At 61.0% G+C, this 18466-nt stretch carries 19 protein-coding genes; 10 read left to right on the plus strand and 9 right to left on the minus strand.

Features of this window, described 5'->3' with window-relative positions; all coding sequences use genetic code 11:
• Positions 1 to 6 precede the first annotated feature (6 nt).
• From NL528_RS33300 to NL528_RS33315, 4 genes are all read left to right on the plus strand, one after another.
• Positions 7 to 720: a hypothetical protein gene (locus NL528_RS33300; protein WP_309178593.1), complete on the plus strand. Its 714-nt coding sequence runs from the start codon at positions 7 to 9 to the stop codon at positions 718 to 720.
• Positions 720 to 2012: an MFS transporter gene (locus NL528_RS33305; protein WP_309178594.1), complete on the plus strand. Its 1293-nt coding sequence runs from the start codon at positions 720 to 722 to the stop codon at positions 2010 to 2012. The genes NL528_RS33300 and NL528_RS33305 overlap by 1 nt, the downstream gene beginning before the upstream one ends.
• Before the next feature lie 94 nt (positions 2013 to 2106).
• Complete coding sequence (locus NL528_RS33310) at positions 2107 to 2793, plus strand: YqcI/YcgG family protein (protein ID WP_309178595.1); 687 nt, start codon at positions 2107 to 2109, stop codon at positions 2791 to 2793.
• Entirely contained in the window at positions 2790 to 3110 is a 321-nt protein-coding gene (locus tag NL528_RS33315) for a cupin domain-containing protein (protein ID WP_309178596.1), read from the plus strand. Before NL528_RS33310 ends, NL528_RS33315 begins: the two co-directional genes overlap by 4 nt.
• A 31-nt stretch (positions 3111 to 3141) precedes the next feature.
• Here NL528_RS33315 and NL528_RS33320 read toward each other — a convergent pair whose 3' ends face one another.
• The 5 genes from NL528_RS33320 to NL528_RS33340 form a co-directional block, all read right to left on the minus strand.
• The gene (locus NL528_RS33320) at positions 3142 to 3327 is read right to left on the minus strand and encodes a hypothetical protein (protein WP_074274285.1); all 186 of its coding nucleotides are present in this window, start codon (positions 3325 to 3327) and stop codon (positions 3142 to 3144) included.
• A 476-nt stretch (positions 3328 to 3803) separates the two neighbouring features.
• Positions 3804 to 5066 carry a CoA transferase gene (locus NL528_RS33325; protein WP_309178597.1) on the minus strand — a complete coding sequence of 421 codons (1263 nt, stop codon included), beginning with the start codon at positions 5064 to 5066 and terminating at the stop codon, positions 3804 to 3806.
• Between the two features lie 313 nt (positions 5067 to 5379).
• Positions 5380 to 5802, minus strand: a complete 423-nt coding sequence (locus NL528_RS33330; protein ID WP_309178599.1) for a GFA family protein — start codon at positions 5800 to 5802, stop codon at positions 5380 to 5382.
• A 33-nt stretch (positions 5803 to 5835) separates the two neighbouring features.
• Entirely contained in the window at positions 5836 to 6612 is a 777-nt protein-coding gene (gene mddA / locus NL528_RS33335; protein WP_309178600.1) for a methanethiol S-methyltransferase, read from the minus strand.
• The gene (locus tag NL528_RS33340) at positions 6609 to 6863 is read right to left on the minus strand and encodes a hypothetical protein (RefSeq protein ID WP_309185346.1); all 255 of its coding nucleotides are present in this window, start codon (positions 6861 to 6863) and stop codon (positions 6609 to 6611) included. Before NL528_RS33340 ends, mddA begins: the two co-directional genes overlap by 4 nt.
• Between NL528_RS33340 and NL528_RS33345 the strand changes: the two genes are divergently transcribed.
• Complete coding sequence (locus tag NL528_RS33345) at positions 6756 to 8324, plus strand: winged helix-turn-helix domain-containing tetratricopeptide repeat protein (protein ID WP_309178601.1); 1569 nt, start codon at positions 6756 to 6758, stop codon at positions 8322 to 8324. The genes NL528_RS33340 and NL528_RS33345 overlap by 108 nt on opposite strands.
• 18 nt (positions 8325 to 8342) lie before the next feature.
• Here the strand turns inward: NL528_RS33345 and NL528_RS33350 are convergent, their stop codons facing one another.
• Positions 8343 to 9395 (minus strand): hypothetical protein, encoded by a 1053-nt coding sequence (locus NL528_RS33350; protein ID WP_309178602.1) that lies wholly within the window; start codon positions 9393 to 9395, stop codon positions 8343 to 8345.
• Between the two features lie 239 nt (positions 9396 to 9634).
• Here NL528_RS33350 and bamA point away from each other — a divergent pair, with 239 nt between their 5' ends.
• A complete protein-coding gene (gene bamA / locus NL528_RS33355) occupies positions 9635 to 11992 on the plus strand; it encodes an outer membrane protein assembly factor BamA (protein WP_309178603.1) in 2358 nt (785 codons plus the stop codon).
• On the opposite strand, the gene NL528_RS33360 is transcribed toward bamA, so the two are convergent.
• Complete coding sequence (locus NL528_RS33360; RefSeq protein WP_309178604.1) at positions 11973 to 12548, minus strand: DUF6456 domain-containing protein; 576 nt, start codon at positions 12546 to 12548, stop codon at positions 11973 to 11975. The two genes, bamA and NL528_RS33360, sit on opposite strands and share 20 nt — an antisense overlap.
• A gap of 44 nt (positions 12549 to 12592) precedes the next feature.
• Positions 12593 to 13252, minus strand: coding sequence for a GcrA family cell cycle regulator (locus NL528_RS33365; RefSeq protein ID WP_309178605.1), 660 nt, complete (start codon positions 13250 to 13252; stop codon positions 12593 to 12595).
• On the opposite strand from NL528_RS33365, the gene NL528_RS33370 reads away from it, so the two are divergent.
• The 4 genes from NL528_RS33370 (at position 13251) to hydA (ending at position 17312) form a co-directional block, all read left to right on the plus strand.
• Complete coding sequence (locus NL528_RS33370; protein ID WP_309178606.1) at positions 13251 to 13889, plus strand: S24 family peptidase; 639 nt, start codon at positions 13251 to 13253, stop codon at positions 13887 to 13889. The genes NL528_RS33365 and NL528_RS33370 overlap by 2 nt on opposite strands.
• Positions 13890 to 14062: 173 nt before the next feature.
• Positions 14063 to 14371 (plus strand): hypothetical protein, encoded by a 309-nt coding sequence (locus NL528_RS33375; protein WP_309178607.1) that lies wholly within the window; start codon positions 14063 to 14065, stop codon positions 14369 to 14371.
• A 140-nt stretch (positions 14372 to 14511) separates the two neighbouring features.
• Positions 14512 to 15666 (plus strand): OpgC domain-containing protein, encoded by a 1155-nt coding sequence (locus NL528_RS33380; protein ID WP_309178609.1) that lies wholly within the window; start codon positions 14512 to 14514, stop codon positions 15664 to 15666.
• A gap of 191 nt (positions 15667 to 15857) precedes the next feature.
• On the plus strand, positions 15858 to 17312 hold the full coding sequence (gene hydA, locus NL528_RS33385; RefSeq protein ID WP_309178610.1) for a dihydropyrimidinase: 1455 nt from the start codon (positions 15858 to 15860) through the stop codon (positions 17310 to 17312).
• A 12-nt stretch (positions 17313 to 17324) separates the two neighbouring features.
• Here hydA and NL528_RS33390 read toward each other — a convergent pair whose 3' ends face one another.
• Positions 17325 to 18353, minus strand: a complete 1029-nt coding sequence (locus tag NL528_RS33390) for an LLM class flavin-dependent oxidoreductase (RefSeq protein WP_309178611.1) — start codon at positions 18351 to 18353, stop codon at positions 17325 to 17327.
• Between the last annotated feature and the right edge of the window lie 113 nt (positions 18354 to 18466).

The raw sequence follows: 18466 nt of genomic DNA on the forward strand, positions 1-18466 counted from the left end.
TCGGCCATGTTGCGGAATCTGGGCAGCCAATGTCGGGCGATCACCTCGCCCTGGACGGATTGCGCAGTCTACAGTTTCCCTGACGCGTCACGCATCGCCGCCTCCGACCGGCAGCCGCTGATGGACGCCATGAACGGCATCATCGCCGTCAATTGGAAGGCGACGGAGCCGCACTGGACCGCAGCCTCCTCCCCATTCGACAGCAAGTACAGCCTCATACTGGTCTACGACGGCTCCGGCCTGGTGGCGTTTTCAGTCTATCGCGTGCTGCAGATTTCGGGCGGGCTTGCGGTCTACCGCAGCGGTACGGAGGTGCTTCCCGCCCACCAGGGCCGCGGCTTTTACGGTTTCTTTACCTCCGAAGTGCTGAAATGCTCCGGAGCCGCCCAGAAAGGCGACTGTAGCGTGCTCTACGGATGGCGGACACGAAATCCCATCGTATGGGCGGCTAACGCCAAGATCTGCGAAAAGGTGACACCCTCGCTGCTTGGCGACGCGCAGGATCCCGCATTGCAAGCGGCCTGCGTCGAATTGTGCTCGTCGCTTTATCCGGGCAAGCCACTCGAAGTGCCCGGCATGATCATGCGGGGCGCCTATGGCCATATCGAGCATCATCGGCAGACCTACTATGGCACGGCGTCGCTGGTCGATGCCGCGATGTCCCGCATGATTCCAAATTCAGCGGATGCCCTGTTCTCGGTCGGCTATGCGAGGGTGTGATGTCGATGCTTGGACAACAAGCCGTGTTCGCTCCGACCTCCCGGTTCGCTGATCGTGCCTATCTGGCCTGGGGGACGGTGGCCACCGCTTACGCGATCGCATTCCTGCAACGGGTATCGCCGCAATCGGTCAGCCTCAACTTCATGCACGACTTCAGCACCGACGCCGCGGGCGTCGCGATGCTCGCCTCCAGTTATTTCTGGGGCTACACCTTGATGCAGATTCCGGCGGGCCTTCTGGTCGACCGCTATGGCGTCAAGCGGGTGGTGCTGTGCAGCATGGCGGCATCTTCGCTGGGGAGTGCCGCATTTGCGCTGGCGCCGAACCTGCTGGACGTTTTTGCGGCCCGCCTCATCGTCGCCTGCGGAGACGCGCTCGTCTTCACCGCGCTGTTGAAGCTTGTCGCACTGAGCTTCACCGACGAGCGGTTCGGGGTTATGTCTGGCATCTCGCAGGTGTCGGGCTACGTCGGCGGCGTCCTCGCGACAACGCCGCTCGCGGCGGCGGTGACGGGTTTTGGCTGGCGCGCCTGTTTCCTGTTCATCGCCGGCGTTGGTCTGGCCAACCTTGCTTTCGCCAAGGTCACGCTGAAACCTGATCCGGCGCCGCGCAGCAACAAGACGCTGAAAAGCGTTGTCGTCGCTGCCCGGCAATCCCTGTCGCATATCGCGAACTGGGGCTGCGCCATGACCTTTGCGTCCCACTTCGCGGTTGTGACGACGTTGTCCGGCGTCTGGGGCATTCCGATGGTGGCGCATTTCTTCAATATCTCTCCGACGGCGGCAGGAACTCCCCTGCTCGCCTTCATGATCGGCAATGCGGTCGGCTCGATCTTTCTTGGCCACGCCGCCGACCGTGCGGCGGCTGCACTCGACGGCGCGCTGATCCGCATCTGTTCGCTGCGGATGATCCTGATTGCGATGCTGCTGCCACCGGTCGCGCATGCGTTCGGCCTCGTCTATGTCACCATCGTGTTCACCGCACTCGGGCTTGTCGCCGGCGGGACGGTACCGCTCGTGCTGAAATGCACCAAGAAGCTTTACACCGCGGACCTCATCGGCGTTGGCGCGTCGGTAAATACGACAGCGGCGGGAATTTTCGCAGGCATCTCGCAGCCTGTCATCGGGTTCGCCATGGTTGCCGCCAGCCGATTTGCTGCAACCGACGCAACCCAAGGTCCAGCGGCAATCGGCGACGCCGGCTATGGCATCCTGATCGGAATTCTGCTGCTGATGTCGCTGCCGGGTATCGCCGGACCGTTATTGATGAGAGGCAAATTGATAATTCGTTAGTCACGTTAAACTTACAGGGGGCATTATGGAGCGCTTGTTTTTAAGAAAAGGGGACGTTGCTTCGACGTATCCAGTGAGCAGCTGGCAATGCGTGATGTTCTCTGAATTCGAAGCGCAGATGAGCAGCGAGGCGCGGCCCTTTCCCTGTGTTTTCGGCGTTGCCGGCCATCGCCAGGACCAGTTGCGCTATTTGTTCCTTGACCCCTATGACGTCGAAGTGCTCGGCGTTCAACTCGCGCAATATGTTTCCGAATCCAGATCATATGGACCCAACACATCGCTGATCGTGTTTACAAGGCCACGCCCGGTGCAGACGCTCGACGCCTATTATCGCAAGATGTGGCTGACGCTCGACCAGCTGGCGCGACTCGACAAGAGCCCGTGGCCCGAGGAGATTCCCGAACAGATCGATCATCCGATGTGGGAGTTCTCGTTCGCAGGGGAGCCGATCTTCGTCGTCTGCACGACGCCCGCACATGTGATGCGGCAGAGCCGCCGATCAAGCGCTTTCATGCTTACCTTCCAGCCACGATGGGTGTTTGAGAAGATTCTTGGAACCGAGAAGGCTGCCAATGCCGCGTTCGCGGAAGTGCGCAAACGGCTAATTCCCTACGACAGCGCGAGTCCCTCGCCGCACCTCGGACGTTACGGCGCGACCGACGGACGCGAGTACCAGCAATACTTCCTGCATGACGACAATCAGGTGGCGGGCGGCTGTCCTTTTGCCAAGCTCGCACAAACGAAGACGGCTCACATCGAAAACAAGGAGCAAGCGGCATGACCCAGATCATCGAAGGTCACAAGACCGAATTTGCCATCGATCCCGCAATCCTGAACCTGCTCCCGGAGCAGGGCAGTATCGAATTGCAGCACGACGCTGCGGGCAAGGTACACCGCTTCCACACCCATCCCGTGGACGAGATCCTGGTGATCATCAGCGGCAGGCTGAACTTCATGTGGGACGGCGGCCAGCGCATCGTCGGCGCCGGCGACACCATCCTGCTGCCCGCCGGTACGCTTCACCAATCCGAAGCGCTGGAGGGCGGCGCGGTCTATGCGATCGCGACGCGCCCGCCCGCCAATCCAATCAGCAACTGAAACGAGGACGCTTAAGAGGCAAACGATGTTTTCAAGACAATGAGGGATCGCTCGGCGACGGGTCAGTCGCCAAACGTTCGACCAGTTCAATGATTTCGGAACGCTGGTCGGGCGCAAGTTTGAGGAAAGCCTTCAACAGCCGCAGGCTTTCCACGGTTTCGCTCGATGGAGCTCCGAGTTTCTTCTGCAGCTCTGCAACATATGTGGGATTTTTCATCTCGCACCTTAGGTGAGGAACAGGAATGGCATACCCAGGTAAACGTGAGGGCTTGGCCCAGAGAGTCGATACCGCAGCGCAGGAGGCCGAACGTCTCGGCCTGACGACAGCTACCTTGATACTTCGTATGGCTCGCCTCGAGATTGACCGGGCGGAACCCGACGAAGTTGAAAGTATGCCAAGGAACAACCTGCGCAGCAAGCCGAACTGAACGGCCGAAACGGCCCGATTTGGCTCTCTGAACAACGGTTTGCGGTATTAGCGTAACATCCCGGGATGGTCTGAAAGGCCCATACCCGGCGGTGTGCGTCCGCTATCGGGCGGGTGTTCGCAATTGCAGGGAGGTCGGCGCGATCGTTTCCCGCAAGGCGCGGCCCGTTGACAGGCTCGGGGATCACCGGCGAATGGCGCGGAAGCTTCCATCGGAAGGATGGCGACGGATTGCGCTTGCGCTAGTCAACCCAGCCAGCCTCCCGTCAACCGGTATTCCCGCTCTTTCCGAATGCACCCGCCTCGGCCAACGCCGCAATCCGGCGGTCATCGTAACCGAGCGTCTTGCGCAGCACGTCTTTCGTATGCTCGCCGAGTAGTGGCGCTGCAATGGGATCGATAGTGGGCGTCAAGCTCATATTGAGCGGCGTCTCGATGTTGGGAACGGCGCCCGCGGTCGGATGCGGGATCTGGCTGAGGCGATGACGATCGCGCACCTCCGGCGCGTTGAAGCCCTCCTCAACGGTGCGCAGATAGCCAACCGGTATGTTGGCCTTCTTCATCTTCGCCATCCAGTTCTCGAGCTTGTCGCCGGCAAGGACCCCGGCAATGATGGCTCGCAACTTTTCCCTGTTGGCCGTCCGGTTCTTCCGGTGAGCAAATTCGGGATCGGTGACGAGATCGGGCCGTGCCAGCACCTCGGTGACCAGCCGGCGATACAACCGGTCGTTGGCGCAAGCCATGTAGAGGGGTCCGTCGGACGCCTGATAGACGCCGACGGTGGGCGAGCCGTTAGGCGAGTTGCCAAAGCGGCCCGGGTTCGCGCCGCTGATCAGATAGGCCATGCCATAGAAGCCGGTCATCGCCACGGCGATGTCGATCAGCGCGACCTCGACGTGCTGGCCGCGGCCGAGCCGGTCGCGGGCCAGTAGCGCAAGCAGGATGGCGTTGCAGGCCGACATTCCCGTCGCCATGTCGACGATCGGCGGGCCGGTCCGCACCGGCTCCCCGTCGGGAAAACCATTCAGCGACATGAAGCCGCTTTCAGCCTGTGTGACCGGATCGAACCCTGGACGCAGGGCGTATGCGCCCTTACGGCCATAGGCCGAGATCGAGCAATACACGAGGCGCGGATTGGTCGGCGCGACCGTCGCATAGTCGAGGCCGAATTTCTTCATCACGCCGCCGGAGAAATTCTCCACCACAACATCGGCTTTCGCAATGAGCTCACGCGCGACCTCCAGCGCCGCCGGGTTGGTGAAGTCCAGCGCAATGCCGCGCTTGTTGCGATTGAGACTGAGATAAGCCGCGCTCTCGCCGCCGATTTCGGCATGTTCGTAGGCGCGTGTGTCGTCGCCACCGTCCGGGTTTTCGATCTTGATGACCTCGGCGCCGAAATCCGCGAGCGTTTGCGTGCATGCGGGACCAGCAACGACGCGGGTGAAATCCACGACCAGCAGACCATCGAGGGCAGTCGGTTCGCCCTTTGCGCGCGGCGTGCGCTCCGGCAATTGCGGTCTGGCAGTCATGTCAGGCGCTTCCCTTGGTTATTTTGTCAGGCGGAACTGATCGCCCTTGCCGCAAAATGCGGCTTCGGAAGCCTTTTACCGGAACCCTGCAGGTAACGCCAAACCCGGATTTTGCAGGGCCGGAGCTGCCGCTGACATAGCTCTTCCCTCCGGGAGCTGGCGCGGAGGCCTGGTTCTCGGGCACTTCGAAGGCTCAGTCCCACAAGACCGCCGCCCGATCCTGGTCCTACCCAGAGATCGAGCGGCGGAGATTGATCGGTCAGCCCGTGGCGAATGGTCTTGGCTGCGTTGTTGTTGTCGGAAACTGATTTCCCTACTCGGCGATCATTTCACCTGAGCCACCCAACTCCGCGGGAAAGTCTTTCAGCTTGGGCAGACCGTCCCGCATCGGGAGCATCGTCTCGGCATAATTGACGTGAACGCCGGGCGTGAAGGCAAGCGTCGGAATTGTCGTGGCGAAGACGTCAACGAGTCCGAGCGTCGGATGATTGGTCATCAAATGCCCACCGCATTTTGTGCAATATTTGCGCTGGCTCATCGCTGTCTTCTCGAACGTCGCGACGTGGTGCGAGCCCGAGGTGATCCGCACCGCCTCCGGCTTCCACAAGGCGAAGGCGTTGACCGGTCCGCCCGACCACGAACGGCAGGAGCCGCAATGGCAGTAACCCATGCCTTCCGGCGCTCCCGTGACCTGCACTTCGACCGCGCCGCAAAAGCAAGTTCCAGTATGTTTCATGGTATATGTCTCCAACAGACAATTAGGGATTGGTCAGATCGTCCTGCGCCAGGGCACCAGCATCGATACCTGCTGTCTGTAGCGGCGATATTCGTCGCCGAACATGTCGACGAGATCGCGCTCTTCCAGCAGAATGCCGACGAAGATGTAGGCCGTCGTCACCGCCGCGAACAGCAGGTGCCCGGTGCTCATGGTCGGCGCGGCCCAGAACGCGATGATGAAGCCGAGATAAATCGGGTGCCGCACAAAATTGTAGAAAAGCGGCGTCCGGAAGATCGGCACGGGCGTTTTCCGGCCAACGAGATTATTGGCAACCTGATGTAATCCGAACAGCTCGAAATGATTGATCAGGAAGGTGCTGGTGAACACGATCACCCAGCCGAGGAATGACAATCCAGTGAGCGCCGTGGCAATTGCGGGCTCTTCGACGTGCCAGACGACGGCCGGCAGCGGACGCCACTGCCAGAACAGCAAAAGCAGCGTCAGGCTGGCGAGAAGCACATAAGTGCTGCGCTCTACGGATTTGGGAATAAATCGCGTCCACCATTGTTTAAACTGTTTGCGCGCCATGACGCTGTGCTGAACGGCGAACAACGACATGAGCGCGAGATTGACGGCGATCACCTCAAGAGCCGGCGATTCTGCGCCAGTATCGATGGTTTTCGGCACGACAAGCCCCTCCGCGAAGCCAATGGCATACAGAATCGTGACCAGAAATGTGATGTAGGACACAGCGCCGAACAGAAATGCAGTGAATCGTAGTATCCGATTTCCCGGCACGGCCGGGCTAATAACTCGGGTTTCGGTCATAAAATTGACTCCGCCAGGGGCAATGGGATCGCAACCTCAATTTGTGCAGAATGCCTGAGACGCGCCGACAAGACTTTGCCCAGTGCTTGATCTCTCCCTGAGACCGACTTGATTGTTTCTTGAGAAAAGATGCGATAACGCACGTGAAATTTAACTTTGAAGATCATGTTCTCGACACCGCCCTTCGCGAGTTGCACCGTGGCGGCGAGCTTGTTGCGATGCAACCGCAGGTATTCGACCTGCTGGTTCATCTGTTGAGGCACCGCGACCACGTCGTCAGCAGGGATGATTTGATCGAGTTGGTATGGGGCGGCCGGATCGTGTCGGACTCGACGCTTGACAGCCGCATCAACGCCGCCCGAAACGCGATCGGCGATAACGGCAAGGAACAGAAGCTGATTCGGACCATTCCGCGAAAGGGACTTCGTTTCGTTGGCTCCGTGAACGGCCAACCGGACGGCGATCAGCCGGCTGCCATGTCACCGGAACACGTCAACGAACGACTGCGTCCGCCGTTGCAATTGCCGGATCGGCCGGCAATCGCCGTGCTGCCGTTTGATAATATGAGCGGCGACCAGGAGCAGGAGTATTTTTCCGACGGAATCAGCGAGGACATCATTACGGCGCTGTCGAAATTGCGCTGGTTCTTCGTGATCTCCCGCAACTCCTCGTTCACCTACAAGGGCAAGGCGGTGCACATGAAACAGGTCGCTGCGGAGCTTGGCGTTCGCTACGTCGTCGAGGGCAGCGTGAGAAGGAGCGGCGACCGCGTGCGCATCACCGCGCAGCTCAACGACACCGCGACCGGCAGCCACATCTGGGCGGAACGTTACGACCGCGACCTCGTCGACGTATTCGCGGTGCAGGATGAGATTACAGATGCCATCGTCACGGCGATCGAGCCGCAGATCTACGTTGCGGAGAATTTTCGCAGCCGGCGTAAACCGCCCAACAGCGTTGACGCGTGGGACCTGGTGATGCGGGCGCTGTCGCATCACTGGCGGGTGACGCGGTGCGACAGCGCGGCGGCTCAGGTCTTGCTGGAAAAGGCGATTGCGATCGATCCGAACTACGGCCAGGCGCTGGCCCTGTTCGCCACCAATCACATGTTCGGCGTCCATCTCGGCTGGGTGGATATTGCAACGGCGGCGCCTGTCGCCGAGCATGCCGCACTTGCGGCGATCGCCGCCGACAGCGAGGATTCGTGGGCACATACCGCACTCGGCAGCGTCTATTTTTCAACACGCCGTCTCGACGACTCGCTGGCCGAGTTCGAACTGGCGCTGCAGCTCAACCCAAACTTTTCGCTGGCTCAGGGTTACTACGGCCTGGCGCTGTCGTATTCCGGGCGCTGGCAGGACGCCTATGTGGCGACCCAACGCGCCATCCGTCTCAGCCCGCGTGACCCCTCGTCCGCGATTTATTATGGCGTCGCCGCTTATGCCCAGTTCGTCGGGAGGAACTATTCCGAAGCGATCGCGCTGGCGCGTGAAGCGACCCGTCAACGCGGCGATCTCACCGGCGCCTACCGAGTGCTGACAGTCGCAGCCGGCATGGCCGGTCAGATCGACGTCGCCAAGGCCGCACTCCAGGAGTTACGCCGGACGCAACCCAATATCTCGCTTGCCTGGATCTCGAACCAGTTGCCATGGAAGCTCGACTCCGACCGCGAGCATTATCTGGAAGGCTTTCGCCGCGCCGGGCTGGATTAGGTCCGCGGCTGATCTGCCTCATGGCTGCTTTTCCCAGAACGACAACAGCCCCTGCGAAGCAGAGCCGCCGATCACGCAGGGAATACCGACCGCCACCTGCCCCAGCGCCGCAGCCGAGACGCAACCGAGCGCAACCGCGCCGACGCCGACCTGGCCCCAGAAGTCGAGGTTGCGCCTGGAGTCCGAGCCCTTGGTCTTGAGTTCGTCCACCGCGGCAAGCGCATCCTTGCGGAGTGCCGCGATTTGCACGGTGTCTGCCGCCTCCACTACCTCGCCGAGCGGCGCCTTGACCGGCGCCGGTTGTCTGGCAAGTTCGCTGCGGAGAAATTCGCGCAAACCGGCGTCGCGGATCGCGTAGCTCGCCAGCGTGTAGCGCGCCATGGCTCCGATCGTCAGCTTGTCGACGGTGTCGCGGCTCTTGCTCCACGGCAGCATTTGCATGATGCGCTGGATCGGAACATGCGAGCCGGTCGCGAAATAATACCCCCATAACGTATCCAGCAGGTCCTGATTGCCCGCAAACGTCAGCGTCGTGTTCAGCTTCCTATCCTCCTTGGCGAAGGGATTGCGCGTGAACGCGCCGCGCAGCCTGTCGAGCATGCCGGGCTTTGCTTCTTCCAATGGGATGTCGGTCAAGGTCGGCAGCTTGCCCGCGAGATAGCTGTCGATCATCACGTGTCGCGCCGGCATTCGCGGCGCGACCCTGCGCAGTATATTCCTCCAGTCGGGCAATCCCGAATAGGCGATGGCGCGGACGACGACCCATTCGTCTTCCGGAGGGACCGGAAAGAAACCGGCGATGAGCTGCTCGGCCTTTTCGGGGTTCGAGCCGATAGCGCCGGCGATAAAACCCAGATAGATACCGGCGTTCTCCGGCTCCTTGAAACTCTGTGAATGAAACAGCACGCGCACGGCTGCGGGGACATGCGCGTAGTCGGGTTTAGCCCGGTAATTGTAGATCCATTGCTGAACCACGCCGAGCGAAGCGCGCGGATCGATATCCGGTGTCTTCTCCGCATAGGCGGACTGGATCAGCATGAGCGAGGCGGCAACGAGGGCTGCATAACGCATGTGATGCTCCTGGCGAGCGTTGGCGCATGCAACGGTCACAGCGCGAACGTCTCGGTCTCCTTGATCCCCGAAGCATGAAGCGGCCATTGCGACAATTCTGAGAACGCGCAGGTTAAGTTAAGGCGTTGAAATTGTGGCGGCCAGCACGAATCCAGCCCGCAACTCACCTTACGTGAGACATTGTTTTGCCCCGCGCGAGCAATTCGATCAGGGACGGTCAGGTGGGAGACCGGCAGGACGTGAAGGTCAAACGCATCACGCAATATTGGCGATCATCGCGGCCGCACGTTGCCAGCTGGTGGCTTGCCGCCGCGCTCGGGCTGATAGCTGTGACGCCTGCCGCGGCCGAGAGCGCGCCGCCCTCGCATGAGGCCATCGTCGTGGAGGGCAATCGCCGCGTCGAAGCCGATACCGTGCGTTCCTATATTCATGCTGCGCCTGACGGACGATTCGACGACGCCGCGCGCGACGCGGCCCTGAAGGCACTGGTCGCAACGGGCCTGTTTGAGAAGGTTTGGCTCGAGCGCGCCGGCGAACGGCTGGTCGTGCATCTGACCGAGGCGCCCGTGCTCGATCGCGTCGCATTCGAAGGCAACAAGAAAGTTAAGGACACCGAGCTTGCCGCCGCCGTCGAATCCAAGCCGCGTGGCTCACTGCAGCGCGCCGCGGTGCAGGCTGATGTCGGCCGCATCATCGAGGCCTACCGCCATGCCGGACGTGACGACGTCAGCGTGGTGCCGGAGGTCATCGACCGCGGCAACGGCCGCGTCGATCTCGTCTACGCGATTACTGAGGGCGGCAAAACGACGGTGCGGCGGATCAACTTCACGGGCAATCGGGCTTTCGGCAATCGCCAGCTCAACGCCGTGATCAAGACCTCTGCCACCAATATGCTGAGCTTCCTCACCGGCGGCGACGTCTACGACCCCGACCGCATCGCGCAGGACCAGGAACAGTTGCGGCTATATTATCGCGGCAAGGGCTACGCCGACGCCATCGTGCCAACTGTCGGGGCCGAATACGATCCCGCAGCCAGGGGATTTACGCTGACGTTTGTTATCGACGAAGGCCCACTTTATCATTTCGGCGATGTCAGCGTCGTCAGCAATATTCCGGAGCTGGATTCCGGCAAACTTCAGCGGCTGCCCGTTGCCCGCTCTGCCGCGGTGTTCGACGGCAACGCACTGGACAAGACCACCGAAGTTCTCGCGATCGAAATGGCGAAGCTCGGCTATCCCTTTGCCCAAGCGGTACCTCACATCACGCGGGACGCCGCCGCGCAACGTATCGATGTCGCGTTCGTGATCGACCAGGGACCACGGACCTATGTCGAGCGTATCGAGATCCACGGCAACAGCCGCACGCGCGACTACGTGATACGGCGTGAATTCGACATTTCTGAAGGCGATCCCTACAACAAGACCCTGATCGATCGGGCCGAGCGGCGCCTGAAGAATCTGAACTATTTCAAAACGGTCAAGATCTCGAACAGACCCGGCTCGGCGCCGGATCGAATCGTGCTCGATGTCGAGGCCGCCGACCAGTCGACCGGCGACTTCAACATTGCGGGCGGTTACTCGACCACCGATGGCGCGCTCATCGAGGTCAAAGCCGGCGACCGCAACTTTTATGGCACCGGAAAAGACGTCCAGGCCTCCGTGACCTATGGTCAGTATGCGCGCGGGATCGATCTGAAGGCGTCGGAACCGTATTTTCTTGGTACCAGGGTTTCGGCCGGAATCGAACTATTCGGCCGGCAGAGCGACGTGACCAGCTATCAGTCCTATAACAGCACCACCTACGGCGGGGCACTGCAGTTCGGCACGCCTATCACGGAACAACTCGACGTGCTGTGGCGCTACTCAATCTACAATCAGAATATCACGCTTGGCACGACCACCTCAGGCTTGCCGCCATCACTGGCGATCCAGCAGGCTGCAGCGAACGGACCCGCGTGGGTCTCGGCGGTCGGCAGCACCGCGACCTACAGCACGCTCGACAACCCAAAGAGCCCGACCGACGGCATTAAATCGCAGCTCAGCCAGGATCTCGCCGGCCTCGGCGGTGACGTCAAATTCCTGCGGACCACCGAGGACGTACGCTATTACCATTCGCTTAACAGCGATCTGGTCGGCATGGTCCGCGCACAAGGTGGCTACGTCACCGGATGGGGTGGACAGCAGGTGCCGCTGATGAACAGCTTCTTCGGCGGTCCGACCATGGTGCGTGGATTTGCGACCAACGGTTTTGGCCCGCGCGATCTCACGCCCGGTACCACCATGGATAATGTCGGCGGCAACATGTACTGGGCAACGACCGCCGAGCTGCAGAGTTCGATTCCCGGCGTGCCCGACGAATATGGCCTCAAGGCATCGGCCTTCGTCGATGCCGGCAGCGTCTTCGGCTATGGCGGCCCGACCAGTTTTGGGAGCTCTTCGCTTCAGGTCGCCAACAAGAATGTCGTACGCTCGTCGGTCGGTTCCGGCCTGACCTGGGCCTCGCCGTTCGGCGCGCTCACGGTCGACTACGCGGTGCCGATCACAAAGGCGGCTTATGACGTGGTGCAGCCGTTCCGCTTCAGCGCCGGAGGTTTTTGACGGCGATGGGATTGGCTGTCGCAAATCCATAGATCAGCGCCAGCCGGTCGAGGCATTCCTTGAGACGTCGCGCGAAATAGTCGTGCCACCGCTTGGTGCGCAATCCCCGATGCTGCCCGATCTGTTCCATGGTCATGCCCTGGACCAGCACGTCGTGCACCAGCGCCGAACCGTCGGCGCCAAGCTCGCGCTCGGCGCGGTTCAGCCGCAGCACCGCCTTGCGCTGGCCTTCGGTAATCGGCTCGCGCGCCTGCCCGCCATCGACATATTCTCTAGTCGGATCGACCGCGCGCGGGCCGCGCTCGGCCTTCTCCCAATCGTCTTGAAAGGCCCGCCCGCCCTGGTATTGCGCCTCGTCGATCTGACGGTGCGAATGCAGGCGGCCCAACGGATCGTTACGGATGGAGCGCAACACGACGATCTTCGCGCCCGGCTCCAGCGCCAGCGGGTTGTCGACCTCGACGGTCGCGACTTCGGCGTTGCGGGGCAGATCGCGCGAGCGGCGGTCGTGCGCCCGTGCCGGGTCATGTGGCTTCTTTCGTTTGGCTCGTGGCATGTCTCATGGCCTCCTTTGTGAATCTGGGCGCGATGGATCGTCCTTCAGGCCGCTTCGATGACCTTCAGCGCAGCCGTGCTCGCGGGGCGTTCCAGGGCAGCATCGGGGTTGCGGCTCAGGTGAAAATGCGGCGTGCAATAGCTGGAGCCTGGCCGCCTTGGGTGGCCGCAGAAGGTAATGGCTTCGCCCTCGGCATCACCACCGTACGGGTATCGGCAATCACGGCGCTCCAGTTCGACCAGCGATAAATGGCGCGGCTCGATCTCGACGCAACGCAGATTAAGCGGCTCTGCCTCTTCGAATACCGGAGGCGACCAGTGGAACTTGGACAGCCTGGGTTCAGCGGGGCGAAGTTCGCCAAGCCTGCTCAGCCGTGGCTTCGCCTGAGGTAGCGATTCCGGCCGGACTGGCCGGCCGAGCCCCATCCGCTTGGCGCGGCCGAGCGTGGCATTACGTGAATATTTGGTTTTGAATTTCGAGTTGATCGCTTTGGCGATTTCCGAAAAGGTCATGCCTCGGGCAAAAAGTTCCCGCAGCGCGTCCGAGTGCTCGGGCGCCCAGTTTGTCGCTTCCATCATTCCTGCCTGCTTTCCTGGCGTCGCCCGACGCCTCCACAATTTCGGATATTCCGAAACAAAAGTCAAGCTTGATTTCGGATAATCGGAATTGCTATCATTCCCGGCATCCGTGAAAGGAAAGGCCATGCTGGACGTCAGATTGATCGAGCGGGGACTGGAGAAGCCGGGCAAGACCAAAGGCGGTCTGGCGACGGCGATGGGCGTTCGCCCGGGTGCGGTTTCGGAAATCCTGTCCGGGATACGACTGATCAAGGCATCCGAGATCGCACCCATCATGGAGTACCTCGAACTGAATTCGGTGCCGATCATGGGCCGCGTCGGCGCAGGCGCGTCGATCGAGCCGGAACATGAACAGGTGCCGCCGGAAGGCCTGGGCGAGGTTGAACTGCCCTTCCCGATTGCCGAAGAGATCATCGCCTTCGAGGTGGCGGGCGATTCCATGCTGCCAAAATACGAAAATGGCGATGTTATCGTGGTCTATCGCGAGCAGCGTCATCCATTGTCGAGCTTCTACGGCGAAGAAGCCGCGGTACGCCTGAAAACCGGGGAGCGTTACCTGAAGACGATCGAGCGCGGAAAGTCGTCGACGCTGGTCAACCTCACGAGCTTCAATGCCAAGCCAATCAGCGGGGTAAAGCTGGAGTGGATCGGCGAGATTTGCGTCACCCTGCCCAGGGGTCAGATCGAGCGCTTGCGGACCAAGGCGACGGCCCGAACGCGCAAGGCGGCCAAGGCGCAGGGCGGGCGCGCACCTGAGAAATAAGGATCCTTTCCGCGATAGTTACCGGAGCCTGATTCGACCGGCCGCCCAGAGTAATATCAGCCGCTCCAGGATAATTTCTGTTTTTCCGAATTTTTTGCTTGACCTATTTCTGATTTTCAGAAATAATGCCGTCATTCGATTCCAACGCCCGGGATGTGCTTCGGCTCGCAAACATGCAGTATTTCGTCGTGATGATCGACTATGGCCGGCGCGGCCGCGAAGCCATTGTCGATCCCGAAATCACCCGGCGCGAGGTCATCTCGCGCATTGTGTCCGGCGAATACAAGAACATCAGTTTCATCCACGAAGTCGCCGATTCCTCGGTCGAGGATGTCACCGCCGATATTCTGGCCGAGGCCGCAGTTCCCGAGATCGGCGCAACGGGCGCAGATCTGCAGGCCGGCCATTTCGATCACGCCCGCGACCTGCGCAAACATGAGCCGGCAGACGGGCCAATGTTCTCGCAGGCGATCACGTCCTGATTTCGAAAACGTGATCGCCGGCAGTTTCAATCCGCCAGCGCGCCAATTAGATATTCTTCACGCAAAGTCTACTCGGATCGCGCGTATCGTCACGCTAGAATGGCGATTCGTTGCTCCGGGCTTGTGAAGTTTCACTCTCAATGAACCAATGTATGAAGACTGAGATCGCGGCACGCGATGGCGATCTCCGGATCCTGCTGCTGCTTGGCATCGCGAACTGGTTTCTGTTTGTGGATCACGTTCCGCACAACGCGGTCAGCTCGCTGACCTTGCGGAATTTTGGATTTAGCGGCGCAACCGACCTGTTCGTATTCGTCGGCGGCTATGCCGCGGCGATCATCTACGCGAAAAAAATGGTGGAACGCGGCTCTGTGGTGGGGGCGACCCGCATCTTCAAACGGCTATGGCAGCTTTACGCGGCCTATGTCGTCCTGTTCGTGATCTATGTCGACCTGATCGGCTATGTCGCGGCACAGACCGCGGCACCCGACATCATCGCCGAATTCAACATTGCGGGATTCATTGACCACCCGATCCGCACCTTGATTCGCGGCCTGCTGCTACAGGCCACACCGCTCAATCTAGACGTCTTGCAGCTGTTCATCGTGCTCATGGCTTTCCTCCCGATCGTCTTGATCGGCATGCTGCGCTGGCCGACCGTGACGCTGGCCGGATCGGCCGCGCTGTATGTCACGGCGCGCATATTTGACCGGAACCTATTGTCGTTTCCGGAGGGAGACTGGGTCTTCAATCCGCTTAGCTGGCAATTGCTGTTTGTGTTGGGTGCCTGGTTTGCGCTGAGCGGTGCCAGGCAGGCCCGCTTGATCCGATCGATGCAGGGGCTTCCGGCACTGCGCATTGCGGCACTGCTCTATCTCTTGTTCGCGCTCGTGATCACCTCTGCCGGGAAGCTGCCCGCGTTGGCGGAAATGGTCCCGGATTCCCTGCTCAGTGCATTCCTGCCCAACGACAGGGAGAACCTGGCGCCTTACAGGGTGCTGCATCTGCTCGCCATGGCCTTCCTCTTTACGCTGGCGGTGCCGAGAGGCTGGCGCGGATTTCGGTGGCCGGTCCTGCAGCCGCTCATCAAATGCGGCGAAGAATGGCTGGCGGTGTTCTGCGCCGGCGTCTTTCTGTCGTTCGCCGCGCATTTTATCCTGATCACCGGGCCGAATTCACTCGCCATGCAGGTTCTCGTCAGCGCCGCCGGAATTTTGATGATGACCGCCGTCGCTTACTACGTGTCGTGGTCCCGGCGGCAGGACTATAAATCCGCGCTTGGCGCGCGATCCTGACGGCCGAATGTCCGCGGTTCTCCGGCGGCACAGCAACCGCCCGCGGCCAGCGCTGGTCGATCAATTTCTTGGCGACAGCGGATTTGTGCTGACCAAATTTTCGGCTGTCCAAAACGGCATTGCGAGCTAAGCTGCCGGCAGGCAGCCCGACCCTTCGCTGTCATCCTCGTAGATCTGATATCGGAGACTCCATGCCCCTCCTCATCCGCGGTGGCACGGTAGTAAACCACGATCTATCCCGTCGCGCGGACGTTCTCGTCGACGGCGAGACGATCCTGGCTATCGGTACCTCGATTGATCCGCCCAGGGGCGTAGAGCTGATCGATGCCGGCGGCTGCTATGTGATGCCGGGCGGCATCGATCCGCATACCCATCTTGAATTGCCGTTCATGGGCAGCGTGTCGGCCGACGACTTCGAGTGGGGAACGAAGGCCGCGCTTGCCGGCGGCACAACGATGGTGGTCGATTTCTGCATTCCCGACCCTGGGCAATCCATGCTCGCGGCATATCAGGACTGGCGGCGAAAATCCGAAAAGGCCGCCGCCGACTATGGTTTCCACATGGCGGTGACGTCGTGGTCGAAGCAGGTGTTCGACGAGATGGAGATTGTCGTCAAGACATACGGCATCAACACCTTCAAGCACTTCATGGCCTACAAGGGCGCGCTGATGGTCAATGACGACGAGCTCTACAACTCGTTTGCACGCTGCGCCCATCTTGGCGCCATCCCGCTGGTCCATGCCGAAAATGGCGACGTCGTGGCCCGGATGCAGGAAGCGGTCCTAGCACGCGGCATTCTCGGCCCCGAGGGCCACGCCTATTCGCGTCCGCCGGAGGTCGAGGGCGAGGCGACCAACCGTGCCATCATGATCGCCGATATGACCGGCGCGCCGCTCTATGTCGTGCACACGAGCTGCCGCGAGGCGCATGAGGCGATCGCGCGAGCCCGCGCCAGCGGCAAACGCGTTTACGGCGAGCCGCTGATCCAACATCTGTTGCTCGACGCGACCGAATATGAAAACAGGGATTGGGATCATGCGGCCCGGCGCGTGATGTCGCCGCCATTTCGGGACAAGGTGCATCAGGACAGCCTGTGGGCCGGGCTGCAATCCGGTTCGCTTCAGGTGGTCGCGACCGACCACTGCGCGTTCACAACAGAGCAAAAGCGGGTCGGCACCGGCGATTTTCGCAAGATTCCCAACGGGACCGGCGGCCTCGAAGACCGCATGCCGGTGCTCTGGACTGCCGGCGTCAACACCGGCCGGTTGACGAAAGAAGAATTCGTCGCAGTGACGTCATCGAATATCGCCCGCATCCTCAATATCTACCCACGAAAGGGTGCGGTCGCGGTCGGTTCGGACGCCGACATCGTCGTGTGGGATCCGACGGCGAGCAAGACCATCAGCGCCAAGGGTCAGCTCAGCCGCATCGACTATAACGTGTTCGAGGGTTACGCCTGCACGGGCGCGCCTGTTGCCACGTTGTCGCGCGGCAAGATCGCCTGGAAAGACGGCGACCTGCGTGCGGACAAGGGTGACGGCCGCTATATCGAGCGGCCGCCGTTTTCGCCGATTCACGTCGCCAATTCGACCTGGAAGTTGCAAACCGCGACCAACGCGGTGCGGCGCTCCGGCATAACGCCTTAGGCGTTGAGTTTCTCAAACCGCCTGCGCCACGCGTTCCCGCACTGCCGGCAGCACCTCACGGGCAAAGATGCCGGCAGAATGCAACACCTCCTCATGCCTGAGATCGCCGAAGGAAAATTGGCTGATGAAATAATTCGCCCCCGCTTCCTCCGTCATCGTTCTCACCTGCGCGCGGATGGTGCCCGGTGATCCCGCGATCGCGCCGCCGTTCTGCACGACCGTATCGAAATCTTCGGGTATTCGGGCATAGCGTGGCTGGGTGCCATGCTTTTTCCAAAGCTTCATGAAGCTGGCGTAAAACACCGGCCAGGCACGGCGGCCGAGTTCCGTCGCTTCGCGATCGGTGTCGGCCGCAACGACGAAACGGTTGATCCCAAGCAACGGCAATTCATCCAGGGAATTTCCGGCTGCCGCCCATTCAGCGCGATAGCGGTCGGTGATCTCGCGCACACGCTGCAGCGGCCCGCCGCAGACGACATTGATCCGGTGTTGTGCTGGCCATGCCGCTCCCTCCGGCACCGGGACCGCGTACCACACCGGCGGATGCGGAAGCTGCGCCGGCTTCATGTCAATCGGCACATTTTCAAATACGTAATGCTTGCCTTTGAAATTCACTTCGGCCTGCGTCAGCGCCTGCATGACGACGGTATAGGCCTCGACATACATCGCCTGTGCCTGGTCCGGGTCGACGCCAAAATATTGCAGTTCATGCGGCGACGCGCCGCGGCCGATACCGACCTCGACGCGGCCGCCACTCAGATGGTCGAGCATGCAGATTTCTTCGGCGAGCCGCAGCGGATGATGCGCGGGCAGCACATAGACCAGCGCACCCAAACGAAGGTGTTCGGTGCGCTGTGCGACCGCCGCCAGGAACACGCTCGGCGACGGCGTCAGATTGAGCGGCGTCGAGTGATGTTCGCTCATGTGGTAGGTGCGAAATCCCGCCCGGTCGTAGAATTCGATCAGTTGCAGCCGGCGTTCGTATTGTTCGCCGAGCGGGTACGGCCCGTGGTCGTTCTGATCGAATATCCCGAACTGCATTGTACCACCCCATCGACGTCTTTTACGGGCCACGCTGACATAAGCGGCGGCCGGTGCGTCGTCGGATGGTTTTACATCGACAAGTCTCGATCTACCAGCATCGAGATCAGGCC

Source organism: Bradyrhizobium sp. Ash2021 (genome assembly GCF_031202265.1).
GTDB lineage: Bacteria > Pseudomonadota > Alphaproteobacteria > Rhizobiales > Xanthobacteraceae > Bradyrhizobium.